This window comes from Affinirhizobium straminoryzae (assembly GCF_007004135.1).
GTDB classification, from domain to species: domain Bacteria; phylum Pseudomonadota; class Alphaproteobacteria; order Rhizobiales; family Rhizobiaceae; genus Neorhizobium; species Neorhizobium straminoryzae.
In genome coordinates this window covers 1-15924 of record NZ_VJMG01000049.1, presented here as the reverse complement: position 1 = coordinate 15924, position 15924 = coordinate 1, and the positions used below count along the sequence as shown (strand labels likewise).

Genomic DNA, 15924 nt, shown 5'->3' with positions numbered 1-15924 from the left:
CTCCGTCACAGGGGGAAGCGTTCGGGGCGCCAGGCCCGCGCATCGAGGAATGGGGTCTCGCCGCAGATCTGCTCGGCGATCAGACGGCCGGTGACCGGCCCCAGCGTCAGGCCGTGATGGGCATGGCCGAAGGCGAACCAGAGGCCCTGGTGGCGCGGCGCCTTGCCGATCACCGGCATCATGTCCGGCGTGCAGGGGCGGGCGCCCATCCAGGGTTCGGCATCGAGCCGCTCGCCGAGCGGGAAGATGTTGCGGGCCACGGCTTCGGCGCGCTCCAATTGCACCGGCGTCTTCGGCGCATCGCGCAGGGCAAATTCGGCGCCGGTCGTCAGGCGGATGCCCCTGTCCATCGGCGCGAGGAAATAGCCGCGCTCGCTGTCGGCGGTCCAGCCGTTCAGGAGCTTGTTGTCCTTGATGCCGTAATGCATGTGATAGCCGCGCTTGACGCCGAGCAGGAAGCGATAGCCGAGCGGCGCCGTCACCGTGTCGGACCAGGGGCCGAGGGCCACGACCACATCCTTGCCCTCGACGGGGCCGTCTGAGGTACTCACCCGCCAGCCCGTGCCGGTCGCTGCAAGGGTCGTGGCATCGCCGCGGACGATTCGGCCGCCGAGCCTTTGCAGGAGACCGGCATAGGCGAGCGTCAGCGCATGCGGATCGGTGACCGACCAGGGATCTGTCCAGGTCAGCGCCCCGACGAAATCGCTGCTCAGATGCGGTTCCTTCGCGGCAAGCCCCGCCGCATCGAGCGCCTGGAAGCCAAGGCCGTAATCGCGCTTCAGCCGCTCGGCCTCGGTGATCTCCGCATCGCGTTTTGCCGCCGTGCGGAAAGCCTGCGTCCAGCCCTGCTTGCGGATCAGATGGCCGGCATCGGCGGCCTGGATCAGATCGTCATGTTCGCGCACCGAGTGTTCGATCAGCGGCGCATAGGCCCGCGCAATCGCGGCATGGCGGGCGGGATGCGAATTCCACCAGTAGCTGGCAAGGAAACGGGCGACGGAGGGAAGCGCGCCAGCATGGTAATGCGCATCGACACGGTTGTTCATGGCATAGCGCAGCAGCATCGAAATGCCCTGCGGAAAGCCGTAGGGCACCACGCCTTCGCGCTGGATGAGGCCGGCATTGCCGAAGGAGGTTTCCTCGCCAGGCCCGCGCCGGTCCACCAGCACCACGCTCTTGCCGCGGCGGGCAAGATGCACGGCTGCGGAAACCCCGATAATGCCCGCTCCGAGAACGATTGCGTCTGCCGTCATGATGTCTGCCTTGCCCCTTGGTCCATCGCTTTTTGCCTGACCATGCCTCTCGGCACTGCCTCGCGCAAACGAAAACTGTGGTCCACCCGTCACGCAAGGGCGGCTCAAGACTGGGCGGCTAGACCGGATCGATGAGGGGCCTTGCGTGTGCGCTCCTCGCCACCGTTTCGTCTGGCAGGAAGAGGGCCGCCCCATGAATTTCCATGATTATGATCTCATCATCGTCGGTGCCGGTTTCTTCGGGGCAACGGTGGCGGAGCGGGCGGCCAATCAGCTCGGCAAGCGGGTGCTGATCATCGACCGCCGTTCCCATATCGGCGGCAATGCCTATAGCGAAAACGACCGGCAGACAGGCATCGAGGTGCACAAGTATGGCGCTCACCTGTTCCACACGCCGAACAGGACGGTGTGGGATTATCTGTCCCGCTTCACCCGCTTCACCGATTATCGCCACCGCGTCTTCACCAGCTATCGCAACCAGGTCTTTGCCATGCCGATCAATCTCGGCACGATCTGCCAGTTCTTCGGCCGGCAGTTTTCGCCGGATGAGGCGCGGGCGCTGATCGCCGCGCAGGCGGCTGAGCTGGAGGGCAGGGTGCCGCGCAATCTCGAGGAAAAGGCCATCTCGCTGATCGGCCGTCCGCTCTACGAGGCCTTCATTCGCGGCTATACCGCCAAGCAGTGGCAGACCGATCCGCGCGACCTGCCGGAATCGATCATCACGCGGCTGCCCGTGCGCTACAATTTCGACAACCGCTACTTCAACGATCCTTACGAAGGCCTGCCGGTGGATGGCTATACGGCGATCTTTAAGCGGATGCTCGACAATCCGCTGATCGACGTGCAGCTTGCCACCGATTACTTTGCGGTGCGCCAGGCGATCCCCTCCGACAAGACGGTGGTCTATACGGGCCCGATCGACCGCTATTTCGACTATCGCGCCGGCGAGCTGAAATGGCGCACCATCGACTTTCAGGAGGAGGTGCTGCCGGTCGGCGATTTCCAGGGCACGGCGGTGATGAACTATGCCGACGAGGATGTGCCCTATACCCGCATCCTCGAATTCCGGCATTTCAACCCGGAACGCGACTATCCCGCCGACCGCACGGTGATCGTGCGCGAATATTCCCGCTTCGCTACCCGCGCCGACGAACCCTATTATCCCGTCGATACGCTGGAGGACCGGCGTACCTATCTCGCCTATCGCAAGCTGGCGGAAGAGGAGACGGGGGTGATCTTCGGCGGCCGCCTCGGCACCTATCGCTATCTCGACATGCATCAGGCCATCGGCGCGGCGCTGAAGAGTTTCGAGACGGAAGTCTCGCCGCGGCTGATCGGAGCCGAGCGGGCGGCCTGATCGCTGGACAGCAGGACGCGCCCGCCAGAGGCCTCCCAGGAAAAAAGGAACTTCTCTCACCTCCTACGGTTGGGCTGCCGGTCCAACCTCAAGGAGAGAGACATGTTCTATACGGATGGCAAGCTTCAATATCCGGTTCGGGTGGAGAAGGCAGATCCCCTGTTCGCGCGGGCCCTGCAGCAGGCGATCGGCGGCATCGAGGGCGAGATCCGCGTCGCCATGCAGTATTTCTTTCAGGCCTGCGGCGCGCGTGGCAACAGCAAGTTCCGCGACATGCTGATGAACACGGCCACGGAAGAGCTCGGCCATATCGAAATGCTGGCAACCGCCGTCGCGCTCAATCTGGAAGGCGCGCCGCTGTCGGAAAAGGAGGCCGTTGCGGCCGATCCGGTCTCCAGCATGGTGCTCGGCGGTATCAACATGAAGAACATCCTGTCGTCCGGCCTGTCGGCCATGCCGGTCGATAGCGACGGCGTGCCGTTCGACATGTCGCATGTCTATGCCAGCGGCAATATCGCCGCCGACATGACCGCCAATGTCGCCGCCGAAGCGACCGGCCGCACGCTCGCCGTGCGTCTCTACAACATGACCAATGATGCCGGCATGAAGGACATGCTCTCCTTCCTGATCGCCCGCGACACCATGCACCAGAACCAGTGGCTGGCGGCGCTGGAGGAACTGGGCGGTCCCCAGGGCGTGTTCCCCATCCCCAACAGCTTTCCGCAGGATCTGGAAAACCAGGAGTTCTCCTATGCCTTCCTCGGCTTCCAGGAGGCCGGTGTCGAGCCGCTTGCCGGCCGCTGGTCGGAAGGGGAATCCATCGATGGCAAGGGCCGGTTCGCCGCCATGCCGATGAAGCCGCTTGGCCAGAAGCCGGATCTCGGCCCGGCACGCCCGGATAGCGGCGCCCAGACCGAACAGATGTGACGTCTGCCCGCCGGCGGCCCCGCGCCGCCGGCATCCTTTCCGGAAACCTGCCGACGCGATCGGAGATCATCGCATGACACGAAACCGCTGGATCATCCTCGCTGCCCTCGTGCTGCTCGCCCTCATCGCGGTGCTGGCCTCGCGGCCCGCCACGCAGACGGCGGCGGATGCGCCCGGTCAGCCGAACCCGCACGCCATCACACAATAGGGGCACCCGCAGATGGAGCGCGCATTGCCTTCCGGTGGCGCGCGCCCGTCCCACGCGTCAACATCCCCCACGGCAAAAGCCTGCGGAGGGCCTGAAAAAGGCGGGAGGGGCGACGAACGGGCTGGCGGCGCCTGCGGACGAATCAGTCCAGCTGCTGCGCCAGTTGCGCACGCGCGCGATTGACGCGGCTCTTGATCGTGCCGACCGGGCAGCCGTACCGTTCGGCCGCCACCTCGTAGCTCTGGCCCTGGATCAGGATGATGTCGACCGCGTCGCGGTAATGCCGGGGAAGATCGAGGAAGGCCCGGTGGAATTCCTGGGCGCGTACCGCCCATTCTTGCGGCGCATTCACCGTCGGCCGCGCCGAGGCGCAATCATCGAGCCCGACGATCTCTCGCTTGGCAAGCCCGAAGCGGGTGCAGAAGGTGTTGCGAAGGATGGTGAAGAGCCAGGATTTGAGGCTGGTTCCCTCCTGGAACTTGTCGAGATTGGCAAGCGCGCGCATCAGCGTCTCCTGCACCAGATCGTCAACATTGCTGGGGCTGCGGTCGAGCCGCCGGGCGAAGGATCGCAGGGCGGGAATGAGTTCGAGCATTTCCGCGCGGACGCGATCGCTTGCGTGATCAGTCGTCATGGTGTCGCCTTCCTTTTAACGTGCAGGACAACATTCCTGCACGTGGTTGGTTCCGTTTTCTCGGCGAAAACCGTTGGACCTCAGGGCGAAGCGCAATCTTCTTCCCACCCGGTGGCCGCAAGGCTTGCGTCTGCGTGATCGATGAGGCGATAACCCCCTGGAAATTTCAGCGCGAATCGCACAGTCCCGCCTCCGGCTGCCGCCGGTGGCGGGCAAGTGAATACAGACGGAAAGCGTAGATCCCCATGACGGACAGCCTGCCGCATGCAAACCCGTTCGAGGCGCGTGCACGGGTTGCCATCGATATTGCCCGTCAGGTCGGGCGATGGGCGGCGCGCCATCGGGCCGAGAACGATCCGCTGTCGCTGTCTGTGGAGAACAAGGGGCCGCAGGATTTCGTGACGGCGGTGGATCGCCGCGCTGAGGCGGAAATTCGCGCCTCGCTGGTCGGTGCGTTCGCTGGTGATGGCTTCCTGGGCGAGGAGGGCGGCACTGAGGCGGGCAGCGGCGGCATGTGGGTGGTCGATCCGATCGACGGCACCACCAATTATATTCGCGGTTTCCGTCACTGGGGCGTGTCGATTGCCTATGTCGAGGCCGATGCGATCTGTCTCGGGGTGATCTATGATGCTACGCAGGACTGTGTTTTTCATGCGATTGCGGGTGCGGGTGCTTTCAAAGAGGGAGCGCCGATCCGGGCCGCAGCCACGCGGGATCCCACTGCGGCCATGGCGATGATCGGCCACAGCCGGCGCACAAGCTTCGAGGATTATCTGGCCATCTCGCGCCGATTGCACGACCTCGGTGTCGATTACCGGCGTATGGGTGCGGCTGCGATCGGTCTTGTCCGGGTCGCCGAAGGCGTCGCTGATCTCTATTACGAGCGCCACCTGAACAGCTGGGACATGCTGGCCGGGGCGCTGATTGCCCGCGAGGCCGGTGCCCATATGGCGATGGCACCCGTTCCAAGCCTTCTGGCGCAGGGCGGTGGCATCGTGGCGTGTGCGCCCGGCCTCACGGACTGCTTCTCCTTCCTCACCTGAGCCCCTCTCCGACGGCGAAAAAATCCTCAAGGTTCCCGTCTGTCATCTGTCTGTTAGAAACAGGTCCTAAGACACTCTCCAGTAGCTGCACAGCTGTGCAAGGAGAGTGCGAACATGAGCGGATCGGGTTATCTGGAGCTGAACGGCATTGCGTCCCGATACGGCGCAACGCAGGTGCTCAAGGATATCAATCTGTCGATCCGTGCCGGTGAATTCGTGGCGCTGCTTGGCTCGTCCGGCTGCGGCAAGACCACGCTGTTGCGCACCCTTGCCGGCTTCAACGCGCCCTCGTCGGGCAGTGTGCACATCGGTGCACGCGATATCACCCATCTGCCGCCGGACAAGCGCGGCATGGCGCTGGTTTTCCAGTCCTATGCGCTGTGGCCGCACATGACGGTGGACGAAAACATTGCCTATGGCCTGAAGCTGAAGGGGGTGCCGCGCGCCGACATCGCGGCGAAGGTGTCGGCCATGCAGTCGCTGCTCGGCCTTCAGGGGCTGGGTGGCCGCAAGCCGCAGGCACTGTCCGGTGGGCAGCGGCAGCGCGTGGCGCTGGGTCGTGCCCTCGTCATCGATCCGGAGATCCTGCTGCTTGATGAGCCCTTGTCCAACCTCGATGCGCGCATCCGCCTGACGGTGCGCCATGAACTGCGGGCCCTGCAGCAGCGGCTTGGCATCACCGCGATCCACGTCACCCATGACCGCGAGGAAGCCATGGTGATGGCGGACCGCATCGTCATTCTGGATGCCGGCCGTATTGCCCAGCAGGGGAGGCCCGAAGAGGTCTACAACCGTCCGGCCTCGCCCTTCGTCGCCGCCTTCATGGGCGCCGAAAATCTGCTGAAGCTCGACGGCTTCGTCGTCGGGGATCGCTTCGTGCTCTCGCCTGGCGCCGTCCATGCCGCCGGTGGTGTGCCGCTTGACGGACGCTCGCTCGCGTCCGGCGCCGTCGAGGCCCGGTTCCGGCCGGAAGCGGCACGCATTCTTGCCACGCTCGATACCGCCACGCCCGAAGACGGCATGACCTTCCGGGGCGAGGTTCTGGCGGTCACCTATCCCGGCGGCCACTGGCGCCATGTGGTGCGCACCGGCGCCCATGAGATTCTGGCCGATGCGCCGCGTGCCTGCCAGCCGGGCGAGCGCGTGGCCGTGCATGTGGGGGCCGATGCGCTCTTCCTGTTCAATTTGGCGGAGCCTGCCTCCGCCTCCTCCCTTCCCGCCTCTCGGGCGTGAAAACCGATGCCTGACTTCCTTTCCCGACACATCCGGAGAAGACCCATGAAGACATTGTCCTACGCCGCCTTCGCCGCAGCCCTCGTTGCCATGCCCGTGCATGCCGAGGAACTGACGGTCGCCACCGCGGGCGACCAGAACATGGTTGACTACATCAACCAGTATCTCGGCCCGCTGTTCGAGAAGACCTATCCGGGCAACACGGTACGCGCCGTCGGCACCGGCCCCGGCGATGCCGGCTCGCAGAAGATCCTCGAGCGCTTCGATGCGCAGGCTGGCGCAAAAGCCGACAAGTGGGATACCGACGTTGCCGTCGTCCACGAGAAGTTCGTCGGCCCGATGGTCACCAAGGGCTATCTCGCCAAGTATCGCGGCGACATCGACACCGGCAAGCTGGTGACGCGCGACAACGCGAAGATGGCGCTCGGCACCAATGTCGACGGCTATGTCATGCCGATGTTCAACAGCCAGACGGCCGTTGCCTACAACCCGACGCTCGTCGCCAATCCGCCGAAGAGCTATGCCGAAATCGTCGAATGGGCGAAGGCCCATCCGAAGCAGTTCGGCTATAACGGCATCAAGGGTGGCGCGTCCGGCGTCAGCTTCGTCATGGGCTGGATCTATGCCTTCGGCGAGGGCGATGCCACCACGCTGATGAACGGCCCCTTCAAGGAAGAGGACACCAAGAAGTGGGACAAGGCGCTGAAGAGCCTTGCCGACTTCACCACCAATGCGACGCTGACCCCAGGCAATGCCGGTACGCTCGATCTTCTGTCGCGCGGCGAAATCGCCATGGGTCCGGTCTGGGTCGACATGTTCTACAGCTGGAAGGCCGATGGCCGCCTGCCGCCGGACATGAAGCTCTTTCTGCCGGCACCGGGCATGCCGGGCCAGCCCATGCACTACGTGATCCCGGAAAAGACCGCCCACAAGGATCTGGCCGAGAAGTTCGTGGCACTCGCCACCAGCCCGAAGGTGCAGGCCGAAGGCATCGTGAAGCGCTTCAACTGGTATCCGGGCATCGACGCCCAGCACGTCAAGGCCGAGCTGGACGGCGCCACCTGGAACAAGCTGTTCGTCGACATCTCGCCGGAAGATCTCGCCTCCAAGGGCAAGCCCTTCCCGATCGCGCCCTACAACAACGCGATCCTGGAAGCCTATGAGAAGTCGGTGAAGTAAGCTTTTCCGGTTCGCTAAAGACCCCCTCCGGCCCGCCGGCCGGAGGGGGATGACCGGCGGCCGGTGCTGCCGCGTTCGAAAAGTTCGACCAACCATCTGCGACGGGATCCCCATGCCCAGACGTCTCCTCGGCCTTCTGCTCGTCATGCCGGCGCTTGCGGTCATTGCGCTGCTGTTCATCCTGCCGCTTGTCATGTCGGCCGTCGGCGCCTTTCAGCTGAATGGCGGCTGGGGACTGGGAAACTTTGCCAAGGCCTTTGATCTCTATCTGAACGACATCCTGTTCAGCGTCGGCATCGTCAGCCTCTCCACGGCACTGATCGGGTTCGGCGCGATCGCGATCGGCGGCTATCTGACGCTCGGCGCCCATCCTGTGGCCGTGACGATCCTGCGCTGGCTCTATCGCTGGCCGATGTTCATTCCCTTCATCGTCGTTGGCCAGATCCTGCGAACCTTTCTCGCCAAGAACGGCATGATGAACAATACTGCGATCAGCCTTGGCCTGATGACGCCGATCGATGCGATGAGTTTTCTCGACTGGCGCGGCATCGTGATCGCCTTCGTCTGGAAGCAGACGCCCTTCGTCGCCCTCTTGGTGGCCGGCGCCATGGCCTCGGTCAATCGCGAGGGCATCGAGGCGGCCGTCAATCTCGGCGCGTCGCGGCTGCGCGTGCTGGTCGAGATCATCGTGCCGCAGGTCACCGCGACGCTTGCTGTCGGCCTGATCCTCTCCTTCGTCACCATGATGTCGGTTCTCTCGGTGCCGCTGATGATCAATGCCCAGTCGCCCACCATGCTGACCGCTGACATTGCGTTCCGCGTCAACGCCTATGGCGATTACGGCGTGGCCAATGCGCTTGGCCTCATTTCGCTGGTGCTCGCCTCGTCGGTCGCCTGGATCTATCTCCGGATCAGCCTCAAGGAGCGCGCGTGATGGCGGGCCTGCGTTTGAACCTTTCCGTTCTCTGGTGGCTGCCGCGCGGCCTGATCTTCGGCCTGATGGCGTTTTTCATCTTCGGGCCGCTGTTCAACATGGCTTTATGGACCGTCACGGAGAAGTGGTATTTTCCGCATGCGCTGCCGCTGGAATACGGTTTCTCCGCCTGGGCGCGTGTGTTTGCGCCGCGCGGCGGCGCGCTGCAATCGCTCGGCAATTCGCTGACCGTGGCGGTGCTGACGGTGATCGTCTCGCTCGCCTTCGCCATTCCCGCCGGCTATGCGCTGGCGCGACTGAAGCTGCCGCTGCGCAGCCTCATCCTGCTCGCCTTCCTCATCCCGCAGGCTTTTCCGAACCTCACCGTCTACGTCAACGTGGCGCGGCTTTTCTATGAAATCCACCTCAACGGCACGATTGCAGGCGTGGTTCTGGTGCATGTCTCGCACGGCCTTGTCTATGCGGTGTGGATTGCCACCGCCGCCTTCTCGGCGATCGATGTGGAACTGGAACAGGCGGCCCGCAGCCTGGGCGCCGGTGCCATGCGCACCTTCCGCGACATCACCTTGCCGCTTGCCGCACCCGGCCTGATGGCGAGCGCGATCTTCGTGTTTCTCGAATCCCTGGACGAATTCACCGGCAGCTATTTCGTCGGCGCGCCGGATGTGAACATGCTGCCGCTGCTGCTTTACACGGCAGGCTCCGGCGGCAACTATCAGGTTGCATCCATCACGGCGCTGCTGCTTCTGGTGCCATCCCTGATCTTCATGCTGATCGTCGAGCGCTTCCTGAAGGCCGACGTTCTCTCTCGTGTCGGACGGTGAGGCTTGCGATGAAAGACGGAAAGACCCCTTCCAACCGAATGCGCTTCGTGAGCGCCGAACAGGTGGCCCGCCGCGCCGGCGTGTCGCGCTCGGCGGTGTCGCGCACCTTCACGCCCGGTGCGAGCGTCGCCCCCGCCACCCGTGAAAAGGTGCTGCGGGCGGCCGAGGAGCTCGGCTACCACGTCAACGATCTGGCGCGCGGCGTGTTGAACAACCAGAGCCGGCTGGTCGGCATTGTGGCAACCAAGCCGGAGGTGGGTTTTCGCGCCTATCTGACCGCAGCGCTTGCCAAGGCGCTGATCCGCCGCGGCAGCGTGCCGATCCTCATCAATACCGGGCAGACGGAAGAGGAATTGCTGGCCGCCCAGAAGACGCTGATCGGCCACCGGGCCGAAGCGACCATCATTCTGTCCGGCTCGCCGCCCGCCAGTTTCTTCGAGCTTGCCAAGCGCAACGGACAGCCGGTGGTGATGATCGGCCGTTCGGAACCGGATGCCGACCATGTGCATGCCGGCAATGCGGAAGCCTCCATCGAAGCGGCGCGTCTGTTGATCCGTGCCGGACGGCGGCGGCTTGCCTTTGCCGGATCGCATTCGGCGACCCCGTCGATCCTCGAGCGGCAGATCGCCTTCGTGGCGGAGGTCGAATATCACGGTCAGAGCGTTGCGATCGCCCACGGGGCCGATTCCGATTACGAAGGCGGCGTGATGGCGGGCCGGGCCCTTCTGGCGGAAAGCGAGCGGCCGGATGCGGTCTTCTGCGCCAACGATCTGATCGCCTTCGGGGTGATGGACGTGGTGCGGCGGGAGGGCAATCTCCGCATTCCCGAGGATCTCGCCGTCATCGGCTTCGATGACGTGCCGCAGGCCGCCTGGCTGAATTACGGCCTGACCACCTTCCGGCAGGACCCCGTCGTGATGGCGCAGCGCGCCGTCGATCTCCTGGAGCGACGCCTGGCCGATCCGGATGGCGAGCCGGGGCGCGAGCGGGTGGTGCCGGAAATCGTGGTGCGGGAGAGTTTCGTGCCGCAGCCCTGATCGATCGCCGCATCAGGCTCTTTGCCATTGAAATGGGGGAACATCCTCCCCTCCTTGCGGGTTCGCCTCGCAAAGGAGGTGACCCATGCCGCATCACAGGACAAATCGGACGGGAGAGGCCGCCCGCGTCCGGCGCAACCTGCCGCGCCCGGGAAAAGGCCGCTTCCGTGCCGTATTCGTAGCCCTTGCCGCAGCGCTGTGTCTCTTCGGTTCGATGGCCGCGGCGCAGCAGACGAAGGATGCCACAGGCCACGGTGATTGTACGGCGCCGGCCCCCGCCGCACCGAACGGGCAAGGCTCCGATGCCGGTGGACGAAACTCTCTCTCCGACTGCAACGGCGTGCTGACGCCGCCTCCCGTTGGAGATAAGGACATCGTGACGCCCGCGCCGCCGGTTGGCGATACGCCCGTCATCCGCCCGAATGCGGTGCCCTCTCAGCCGGCATCGCCCGGTGATAACGGCTCCCGACAGGGGGGATGAGAAGCGGTCTGACCGATCGTGGCTGCGCGAAGCCTTCGCTGAAGCTGTCTTCGAGCGGATCGGCGGCGGCATGTTCATTCGCAGTTCGGGCTGTGCCGATCTCGGCGTCAGTCAGGCCGTTTACGGCGGCCCGCGGCGGGCTTTGGCGCAGGTTCTGCATCGGCCTGTTGTTCCAGCCGGAGCGCTTTCAGCTTTTCGGTCTTCTTCAGTCTGGCCTCGGCCTCGGCGGAAATGATCGCCCGGGCGGACTGGTCTGTGGCAGCGGCGCGGTCACGCGCCGATGGTCTGCTGCGGGTTTCCCTTGCGTCATCCGGCATGGTTCTGCCCTTTGCTGTTGGGAGGAGGGGCCGCGTGACTGCCTGTGCAGTCACTTCCGGCGCGGCGCGCCGTTGCGGGAGAGGGCGTTTCCTGCCCGATGGGGCGGAAACGCTCTGGAACGGCTGATCAGCCGCGACCGCGGGGAGCGGCCTTCTTCGGCGCGGGCAGCAGGCCCTCGCGCTGCATCTTCTTGCGGGCCAGCTTGCGCTGGCGACGAATGGCTTCCGACTTTTCGCGGGCGCGACGCTCGGAGGGCTTTTCGTAGGCGCTGCGCGCCTTCATTTCGCGGAAAACGCCTTCCCGCTGCAACTTCTTCTTCAGCACCCGAAGGGCCTGGTCGACATTGTTGTCTCGAACTAGAACCTGCAAAACATCTCCTTTTGCACGCCATGGCTGGCTGATGTGCAATGTTCGTGTTGTCTACTTGCCGACCTTGATCCGCTGCGGGTTCAACCAGGAGGTTCCCTTGGCGGGAAGGACGGCGGCTTCTTCCGGTATCGGACGGTCCGATTGCTCGGCATCGATGTCCGTCTCGATGATGCGGCGCTCGAACGCTTCGTTCTCCAGCCGAATTCGGTATTGGATGTGCCCGTTGGTCGAGGGCAACATCGCAGAAATATGGCCGGAAACCGGCGATCCGCCGGGGCCTGGCAGGTCTTTGAGCACCACCCGGCATCCAACGGCATAACGTGGACCTCGCATGGGGGCCTCCGCACTGCGCAAGAAAGGGAATGCGCAAAACAAAAAGGCCGGGCGTTACCCCGACCTCTCCCGTCATTTTCCGATCAACCGCCAGTACATCCGTGGTCGGGGCCGGTGAATGACAATCACGCAGCGATCAGGTTGTCAGCCGAGCTCTTGCCCGAGCGCTTGTCCTGGACGATGTCGTAGCGGATCTTCTGACCATCGGTCAGGCCGCGCAGACCAGCGCGCTCAACGGCCGAGATATGGACGAAAACGTCCTGGCCGCCGTTATCCGGCTGAATGAAACCAAAACCCTTGGTGCTGTTGAACCACTTTACGGTGCCACTGTTCATAACGATCTCCTTTTCAAATCGTTGAGGTTTCCTGACCGGACCCCGGCCGAGGATCGATATTTGAAGGGAAATCTGACAGAGCGGTCCGCTCGTGGACAAAGTCACAACCAAGTTCGATGAGTGCAATCTACGCGGTTTTCGAAAATGAGCAAGAGGTTTCATAAAATAAAATTTCACAAGCAGACTGTCGGTTTGCGAAACTTTCATGTTATCTCGCTGTTAACATGCAGAAATCGGCAATTTTTTTGCCCAACTTCGTCGGCCCCGCCTGAGGGGGCCGCGATCATAAATGCAGCCGTCAAAACCTGTCATATGTCTTGCGGTCAGACGTAATATAAGTATGGTGGCGCGCAGGCAGCGGTTTGGGTTGCATGTCCGCGGCGAAGGCGTGACATTGCGTGCGCCTTGCATATTTTCTTTCGTGATTTTCAGAACGGCGCATGAACGCCAGAGGGAGGCTCGATGACCATCCACCACAACCTGATCGCCGGCGAATGGGTCGGCAGTTCGACATCGGAAAACATCAACCCGTCCGATACCAAGGACGTCGTTGGTCTTTACGCCCAGGCCAGCGCCGAAGATGCCAAGACCGCGATTGCTGCGGCCAAGGCAGCCTTCCCCGCCTGGTCGCGCTCGGGCATCCTGGAGCGTCACGCCATCCTGAAGAAGACCGCCGACGAGATTCTGGCACGCAAGGAAGAACTTGGTCGCCTGCTGTCGCGCGAAGAGGGCAAGACGTTGCCGGAAGGTATCGGCGAGACGATCCGTGCCGCGCAGATTTTTGACTTCTTCGCTGGTGAAACCCTGCGTCTGGCTGGTGAGGTTCTGCCGTCTGCCCGTCCCAACATCGGTGTGGAGATCACCCGCGAGCCGCTCGGACCGATCGGCATCATCACGCCGTGGAATTTCCCGATCGCCATCCCGGCCTGGAAGATCGCGCCGGCGCTCGCCTACGGCAATACGGTGGTTTTCAAGCCGGCGGATCTGGTGCCCGGCTGCTCCTGGGCGATCGTCGATATCCTGCACCGCGCCGGCCTGCCGAAGGGCGTGCTGAACCTCGTGATGGGCCGCGGCTCGGTCGTCGGCCAGGCCATGCTCGACAGCCCGGATCTCGCCGGCATCACTTTTACCGGCTCCACCGGCACCGGCAAGCGCGTGGCGCTCGCCTCCATCGAGCATAACCGCAAGTTCCAGCTGGAAATGGGCGGCAAGAACCCGATGGTCGTGCTGGACGATGCGGATCTGTCCGTGGCCGTGGAAGCCGCCGCCAATTCCGGTTTCTTCTCTACCGGCCAGCGCTGCACCGCGTCCTCGCGCATCATTGTCACGGAAGGCATCCACGACAAGTTTGTCGCCGCCCTCACCGAACGCCTCGGCAAGCTCAATGTCGACCACGCCCTGAAGGACGGCACGCATATCGGCCCGGTCGTCGATGAAAAGCAGCTGAAGCAGGATTGCGATTACATCGAGATCGGCAAGAAGGAAGGCGCGAAGCTGGCCTTTGGCGGCGAATGTGTCGAGCGCGAGACGCCCGGTTTCTACCTGCAGCCGACCCTCTTCACGGAAGCGACCAACCAGATGCGCATTTCCCGCGAGGAAATCTTCGGGCCGGTGGCTGCTGTCATCCGGGTCAAGGATTACGAGGAAGCGCTGGCCGTTGCCAATGATACGCCCTTCGGCCTTTCGGCCGGCATTGCCACGACCAGCCTGAAGCATGCCACGCATTTCAAGCGGAATTCGGAAGCCGGCATGGTGATGGTCAACCTGCCGACCGCCGGTGTCGATTTCCACGTTCCGTTCGGTGGCCGCAAGGCCTCTTCCTTCGGTCCGCGCGAACAGGGCAAGTATGCGGCCGAGTTCTTCACCGTGGTGAAGACCGCCTACACGCTCGCCTGATCCGTCAGCACGTTGCGTTCTCCAGAAGGCCGGTGGGGCAACCCGCCGGCTTTCCTCGTTTCAGAATGCCGTGCGGGCCGGGCGGCTCTCTTGCTCCCTGCGGTTGTTTATGGGAACCATGCGCAGCATTGACCGGAGGATTTTTGCCATGCTGGACATTCTGACCTCGCAACTCCTCGACCCCTTCCGCATTGGCCTGATCTTCTTCCTGCTGATGACGGCGCTCAGAACGCGGGCCGCGATGGGCATGGCCGCGCCGCTGGCAATGGGCGTCGTCTTCATCGCCATCCTTCTCACCATCACCACAGCCGCCACGCAGCCGGGCAGCATGCCGGAGAAGATCGGTCTCGGCATCGTGGCGAACCTCGTGATCCTTGCGGTGCTTCTCGCCGGCTGGACGGTTTGGGAGCGCTCCCGTCGCCAGGGCTGATGCCACGGGCTTGTTCCGGACGATGCCTGCAAAAGCCAGCGGGCCGGCATTGCTGCCGGCCCGCCTGTTGGATTGCCTGGGATGACGCTTACTTGGCGTCGTCGGCAAAGATGTTCTTCTTGTGCGTGCCGCCTGGCACCAGCAGCGCGCCGATGACCACCGTCGCACCGGCGATGATGATCGGATACCACAGACCGCCATAGACGTTGCCGGTCTGGGCGGAGATGGCGAAGGCGGTGGCCGGCATCAGGCCGCCGAACCAGCCGTTGCCGATATGATAGGGCAGCGACAGGCCGGAGTAGCGGATGCGGGTCGGGAAGAGTTCGACCAGCATGGCGGCGATCGGCGCGTAAACCATCGTCACCAGGATGATGAGGTAGGTCAGGATCAGCACGACCGCGATCTTCTGGCCGCTGAAGATGTCGAAGAAGTGCGCGGCCCTGATGACGGTGGTGTTCTTGTCGGCAACCAGCGGATAGCCGGCAGCCGTCAGGGCGTCGTTGACCGCCTTTGTGAAGGCGGCAGGCGTTGCCTTGGCGGCATCGCCGGTCAGCTTGCTCACGTCATAGGACGGAATGACCGTTTCGCCGATCTTGACCTGTGCCGTTGTGGCAGCCGGATCCTGAACCGAGGTGTAGTTCACCGAAGAGCGCGCAAGGGTGGACTTGGCGATGTCGCAGGACGAGGTGAACTTTGCGGTGCCGACCGGGTTGAACTGGAACGAGCAGTCGCCGGGGGCTGCGGTGACGGTGACGACGGTCTGCTGGGCGGCGTGCAGCGCCGGATTTGCGGTTTCCGTCAGAAGCGGGAAGACGAACTTGTAGGTGAGCGCGGCAATCAGGCAGCCGGCGAGAATGATCGGCTTGCGGCCGATCTTGTCCGACAGCGAGCCGAAGAACAGGAAGCCGCCGGTGCCGAGGATCAGCGACCAGGCCACCATGACGTTGGACGTGAAGCTGTCGACCTTGATGACGTTCTGCAGGAAGAACAGGGCGTAGAACTGGCCGGAATACCAGACCACGGCCTGACCCGCGACGAGGCCGAACAGCGCGATGAGGGCGAACTTGCCGTTCTTCCAGGTGCCGAAGGCTTCGCGCAGCGGGGCCTTGGAGGCGGCACCTGGAAGAACGGCA

The 15924-nt window shown here is 63.7% G+C and carries 19 protein-coding genes; 12 read left to right on the top strand and 7 right to left on the bottom strand.

Features of this window, described 5'->3' with window-relative positions; translation table 11 throughout:
• Positions 1 to 5 precede the first annotated feature (5 nt).
• Positions 6 to 1253: an NAD(P)/FAD-dependent oxidoreductase gene (locus FNA46_RS17240; protein WP_143126452.1), complete on the bottom strand. Its 1248-nt coding sequence runs from the start codon at positions 1251 to 1253 to the stop codon at positions 6 to 8.
• Between the two features lie 193 nt (positions 1254 to 1446).
• On the opposite strand from FNA46_RS17240, the gene glf reads away from it, so the two are divergent.
• The 3 genes from glf (at position 1447) to FNA46_RS26570 (ending at position 3745) form a co-directional block, all read left to right on the top strand.
• Positions 1447 to 2610 (top strand): UDP-galactopyranose mutase, encoded by a 1164-nt coding sequence (gene glf, locus FNA46_RS17235; RefSeq protein ID WP_143126451.1) that lies wholly within the window; start codon positions 1447 to 1449, stop codon positions 2608 to 2610.
• 102 nt (positions 2611 to 2712) lie between these two features.
• On the top strand, positions 2713 to 3537 hold the full coding sequence (locus tag FNA46_RS17230) for a manganese catalase family protein (RefSeq protein WP_143126450.1): 825 nt from the start codon (positions 2713 to 2715) through the stop codon (positions 3535 to 3537).
• Positions 3538 to 3610: 73 nt separating this feature from the next.
• Complete coding sequence (locus FNA46_RS26570; RefSeq protein WP_281288963.1) at positions 3611 to 3745, top strand: hypothetical protein; 135 nt, start codon at positions 3611 to 3613, stop codon at positions 3743 to 3745.
• A gap of 142 nt (positions 3746 to 3887) precedes the next feature.
• On the opposite strand, the gene FNA46_RS17225 is transcribed toward FNA46_RS26570, so the two are convergent.
• Entirely contained in the window at positions 3888 to 4379 is a 492-nt protein-coding gene (locus FNA46_RS17225) for a sigma-70 family RNA polymerase sigma factor (RefSeq protein ID WP_143126449.1), read from the bottom strand.
• Positions 4380 to 4624: 245 nt separating this feature from the next.
• On the opposite strand from FNA46_RS17225, the gene FNA46_RS17220 reads away from it, so the two are divergent.
• The 7 genes from FNA46_RS17220 (at position 4625) to FNA46_RS17190 (ending at position 11110) form a co-directional block, all read left to right on the top strand.
• Positions 4625 to 5422, top strand: coding sequence for an inositol monophosphatase family protein (locus FNA46_RS17220; protein WP_143126448.1), 798 nt, complete (start codon positions 4625 to 4627; stop codon positions 5420 to 5422).
• A gap of 114 nt (positions 5423 to 5536) precedes the next feature.
• Positions 5537 to 6655, top strand: a complete 1119-nt coding sequence (locus tag FNA46_RS17215) for an ABC transporter ATP-binding protein (protein ID WP_143126447.1) — start codon at positions 5537 to 5539, stop codon at positions 6653 to 6655.
• Between the two features lie 45 nt (positions 6656 to 6700).
• A complete protein-coding gene (locus tag FNA46_RS17210; RefSeq protein WP_143126446.1) occupies positions 6701 to 7834 on the top strand; it encodes an ABC transporter substrate-binding protein in 1134 nt (377 codons plus the stop codon).
• 112 nt (positions 7835 to 7946) lie between these two features.
• Positions 7947 to 8768 (top strand): ABC transporter permease, encoded by an 822-nt coding sequence (locus FNA46_RS17205; RefSeq protein ID WP_143126445.1) that lies wholly within the window; start codon positions 7947 to 7949, stop codon positions 8766 to 8768.
• Positions 8768 to 9592, top strand: coding sequence for an ABC transporter permease (locus tag FNA46_RS17200; RefSeq protein ID WP_143126444.1), 825 nt, complete (start codon positions 8768 to 8770; stop codon positions 9590 to 9592). Before FNA46_RS17205 ends, FNA46_RS17200 begins: the two co-directional genes overlap by 1 nt.
• A gap of 8 nt (positions 9593 to 9600) precedes the next feature.
• Positions 9601 to 10629 carry a LacI family DNA-binding transcriptional regulator gene (locus tag FNA46_RS17195; protein WP_246103158.1) on the top strand — a complete coding sequence of 343 codons (1029 nt, stop codon included), beginning with the start codon at positions 9601 to 9603 and terminating at the stop codon, positions 10627 to 10629.
• An 85-nt stretch (positions 10630 to 10714) separates the two neighbouring features.
• Positions 10715 to 11110, top strand: coding sequence for a hypothetical protein (locus tag FNA46_RS17190; protein ID WP_342782395.1), 396 nt, complete (start codon positions 10715 to 10717; stop codon positions 11108 to 11110).
• A 107-nt stretch (positions 11111 to 11217) separates the two neighbouring features.
• Here the strand turns inward: FNA46_RS17190 and FNA46_RS17185 are convergent, their stop codons facing one another.
• From FNA46_RS17185 to FNA46_RS17170, 4 genes are all read right to left on the bottom strand, one after another.
• Positions 11218 to 11427 carry a hypothetical protein gene (locus FNA46_RS17185; RefSeq protein ID WP_143126443.1) on the bottom strand — a complete coding sequence of 70 codons (210 nt, stop codon included), beginning with the start codon at positions 11425 to 11427 and terminating at the stop codon, positions 11218 to 11220.
• Between the two features lie 127 nt (positions 11428 to 11554).
• The gene (gene rpsU / locus FNA46_RS17180) at positions 11555 to 11797 is read right to left on the bottom strand and encodes a 30S ribosomal protein S21 (RefSeq protein WP_143126442.1); all 243 of its coding nucleotides are present in this window, start codon (positions 11795 to 11797) and stop codon (positions 11555 to 11557) included.
• A gap of 51 nt (positions 11798 to 11848) precedes the next feature.
• Positions 11849 to 12094, bottom strand: coding sequence for a cold-shock protein (locus tag FNA46_RS17175; RefSeq protein ID WP_149744974.1), 246 nt, complete (start codon positions 12092 to 12094; stop codon positions 11849 to 11851).
• 161 nt (positions 12095 to 12255) lie between these two features.
• Positions 12256 to 12465: a cold-shock protein gene (locus FNA46_RS17170; RefSeq protein ID WP_143126440.1), complete on the bottom strand. Its 210-nt coding sequence runs from the start codon at positions 12463 to 12465 to the stop codon at positions 12256 to 12258.
• Positions 12466 to 12927: 462 nt separating this feature from the next.
• Here FNA46_RS17170 and FNA46_RS17165 point away from each other — a divergent pair, with 462 nt between their 5' ends.
• Positions 12928 to 14361 (top strand): aldehyde dehydrogenase family protein, encoded by a 1434-nt coding sequence (locus tag FNA46_RS17165; RefSeq protein ID WP_143126439.1) that lies wholly within the window; start codon positions 12928 to 12930, stop codon positions 14359 to 14361.
• A 148-nt stretch (positions 14362 to 14509) separates the two neighbouring features.
• Positions 14510 to 14791: a hypothetical protein gene (locus FNA46_RS17160; protein WP_143126438.1), complete on the top strand. Its 282-nt coding sequence runs from the start codon at positions 14510 to 14512 to the stop codon at positions 14789 to 14791.
• Between the two features lie 88 nt (positions 14792 to 14879).
• Here the strand turns inward: FNA46_RS17160 and FNA46_RS17155 are convergent.
• A partial coding sequence (locus tag FNA46_RS17155) for an MFS transporter (protein WP_143126437.1) occupies positions 14880 to 15924 on the bottom strand: 1045 nt, incomplete at its 5' end.

Coding starts and splice junctions, on each gene's coding strand:
- FNA46_RS17240 (WP_143126452.1), bottom strand. CDS start 1,253: ATGACGGCAGACGCAATCGTTCTCGGAGCGGGCATTATCGGGGTTTCC.
- glf (WP_143126451.1), top strand. CDS start 1,447: ATGAATTTCCATGATTATGATCTCATCATCGTCGGTGCCGGTTTCTTC.
- FNA46_RS17230 (WP_143126450.1), top strand. CDS start 2,713: ATGTTCTATACGGATGGCAAGCTTCAATATCCGGTTCGGGTGGAGAAG.
- FNA46_RS26570 (WP_281288963.1), top strand. CDS start 3,611: ATGACACGAAACCGCTGGATCATCCTCGCTGCCCTCGTGCTGCTCGCC.
- FNA46_RS17225 (WP_143126449.1), bottom strand. CDS start 4,379: ATGACGACTGATCACGCAAGCGATCGCGTCCGCGCGGAAATGCTCGAA.
- FNA46_RS17220 (WP_143126448.1), top strand. CDS start 4,625: ATGACGGACAGCCTGCCGCATGCAAACCCGTTCGAGGCGCGTGCACGG.
- FNA46_RS17215 (WP_143126447.1), top strand. CDS start 5,537: ATGAGCGGATCGGGTTATCTGGAGCTGAACGGCATTGCGTCCCGATAC.
- FNA46_RS17210 (WP_143126446.1), top strand. CDS start 6,701: ATGAAGACATTGTCCTACGCCGCCTTCGCCGCAGCCCTCGTTGCCATG.
- FNA46_RS17205 (WP_143126445.1), top strand. CDS start 7,947: ATGCCCAGACGTCTCCTCGGCCTTCTGCTCGTCATGCCGGCGCTTGCG.
- FNA46_RS17200 (WP_143126444.1), top strand. CDS start 8,768: ATGGCGGGCCTGCGTTTGAACCTTTCCGTTCTCTGGTGGCTGCCGCGC.
- FNA46_RS17195 (WP_246103158.1), top strand. CDS start 9,601: ATGAAAGACGGAAAGACCCCTTCCAACCGAATGCGCTTCGTGAGCGCC.
- FNA46_RS17190 (WP_342782395.1), top strand. CDS start 10,715: ATGCCGCATCACAGGACAAATCGGACGGGAGAGGCCGCCCGCGTCCGG.
- FNA46_RS17185 (WP_143126443.1), bottom strand. CDS start 11,427: ATGCCGGATGACGCAAGGGAAACCCGCAGCAGACCATCGGCGCGTGAC.
- FNA46_RS17170 (WP_143126440.1), bottom strand. CDS start 12,465: ATGAACAGTGGCACCGTAAAGTGGTTCAACAGCACCAAGGGTTTTGGT.
- FNA46_RS17165 (WP_143126439.1), top strand. CDS start 12,928: ATGACCATCCACCACAACCTGATCGCCGGCGAATGGGTCGGCAGTTCG.
- FNA46_RS17160 (WP_143126438.1), top strand. CDS start 14,510: ATGCTGGACATTCTGACCTCGCAACTCCTCGACCCCTTCCGCATTGGC.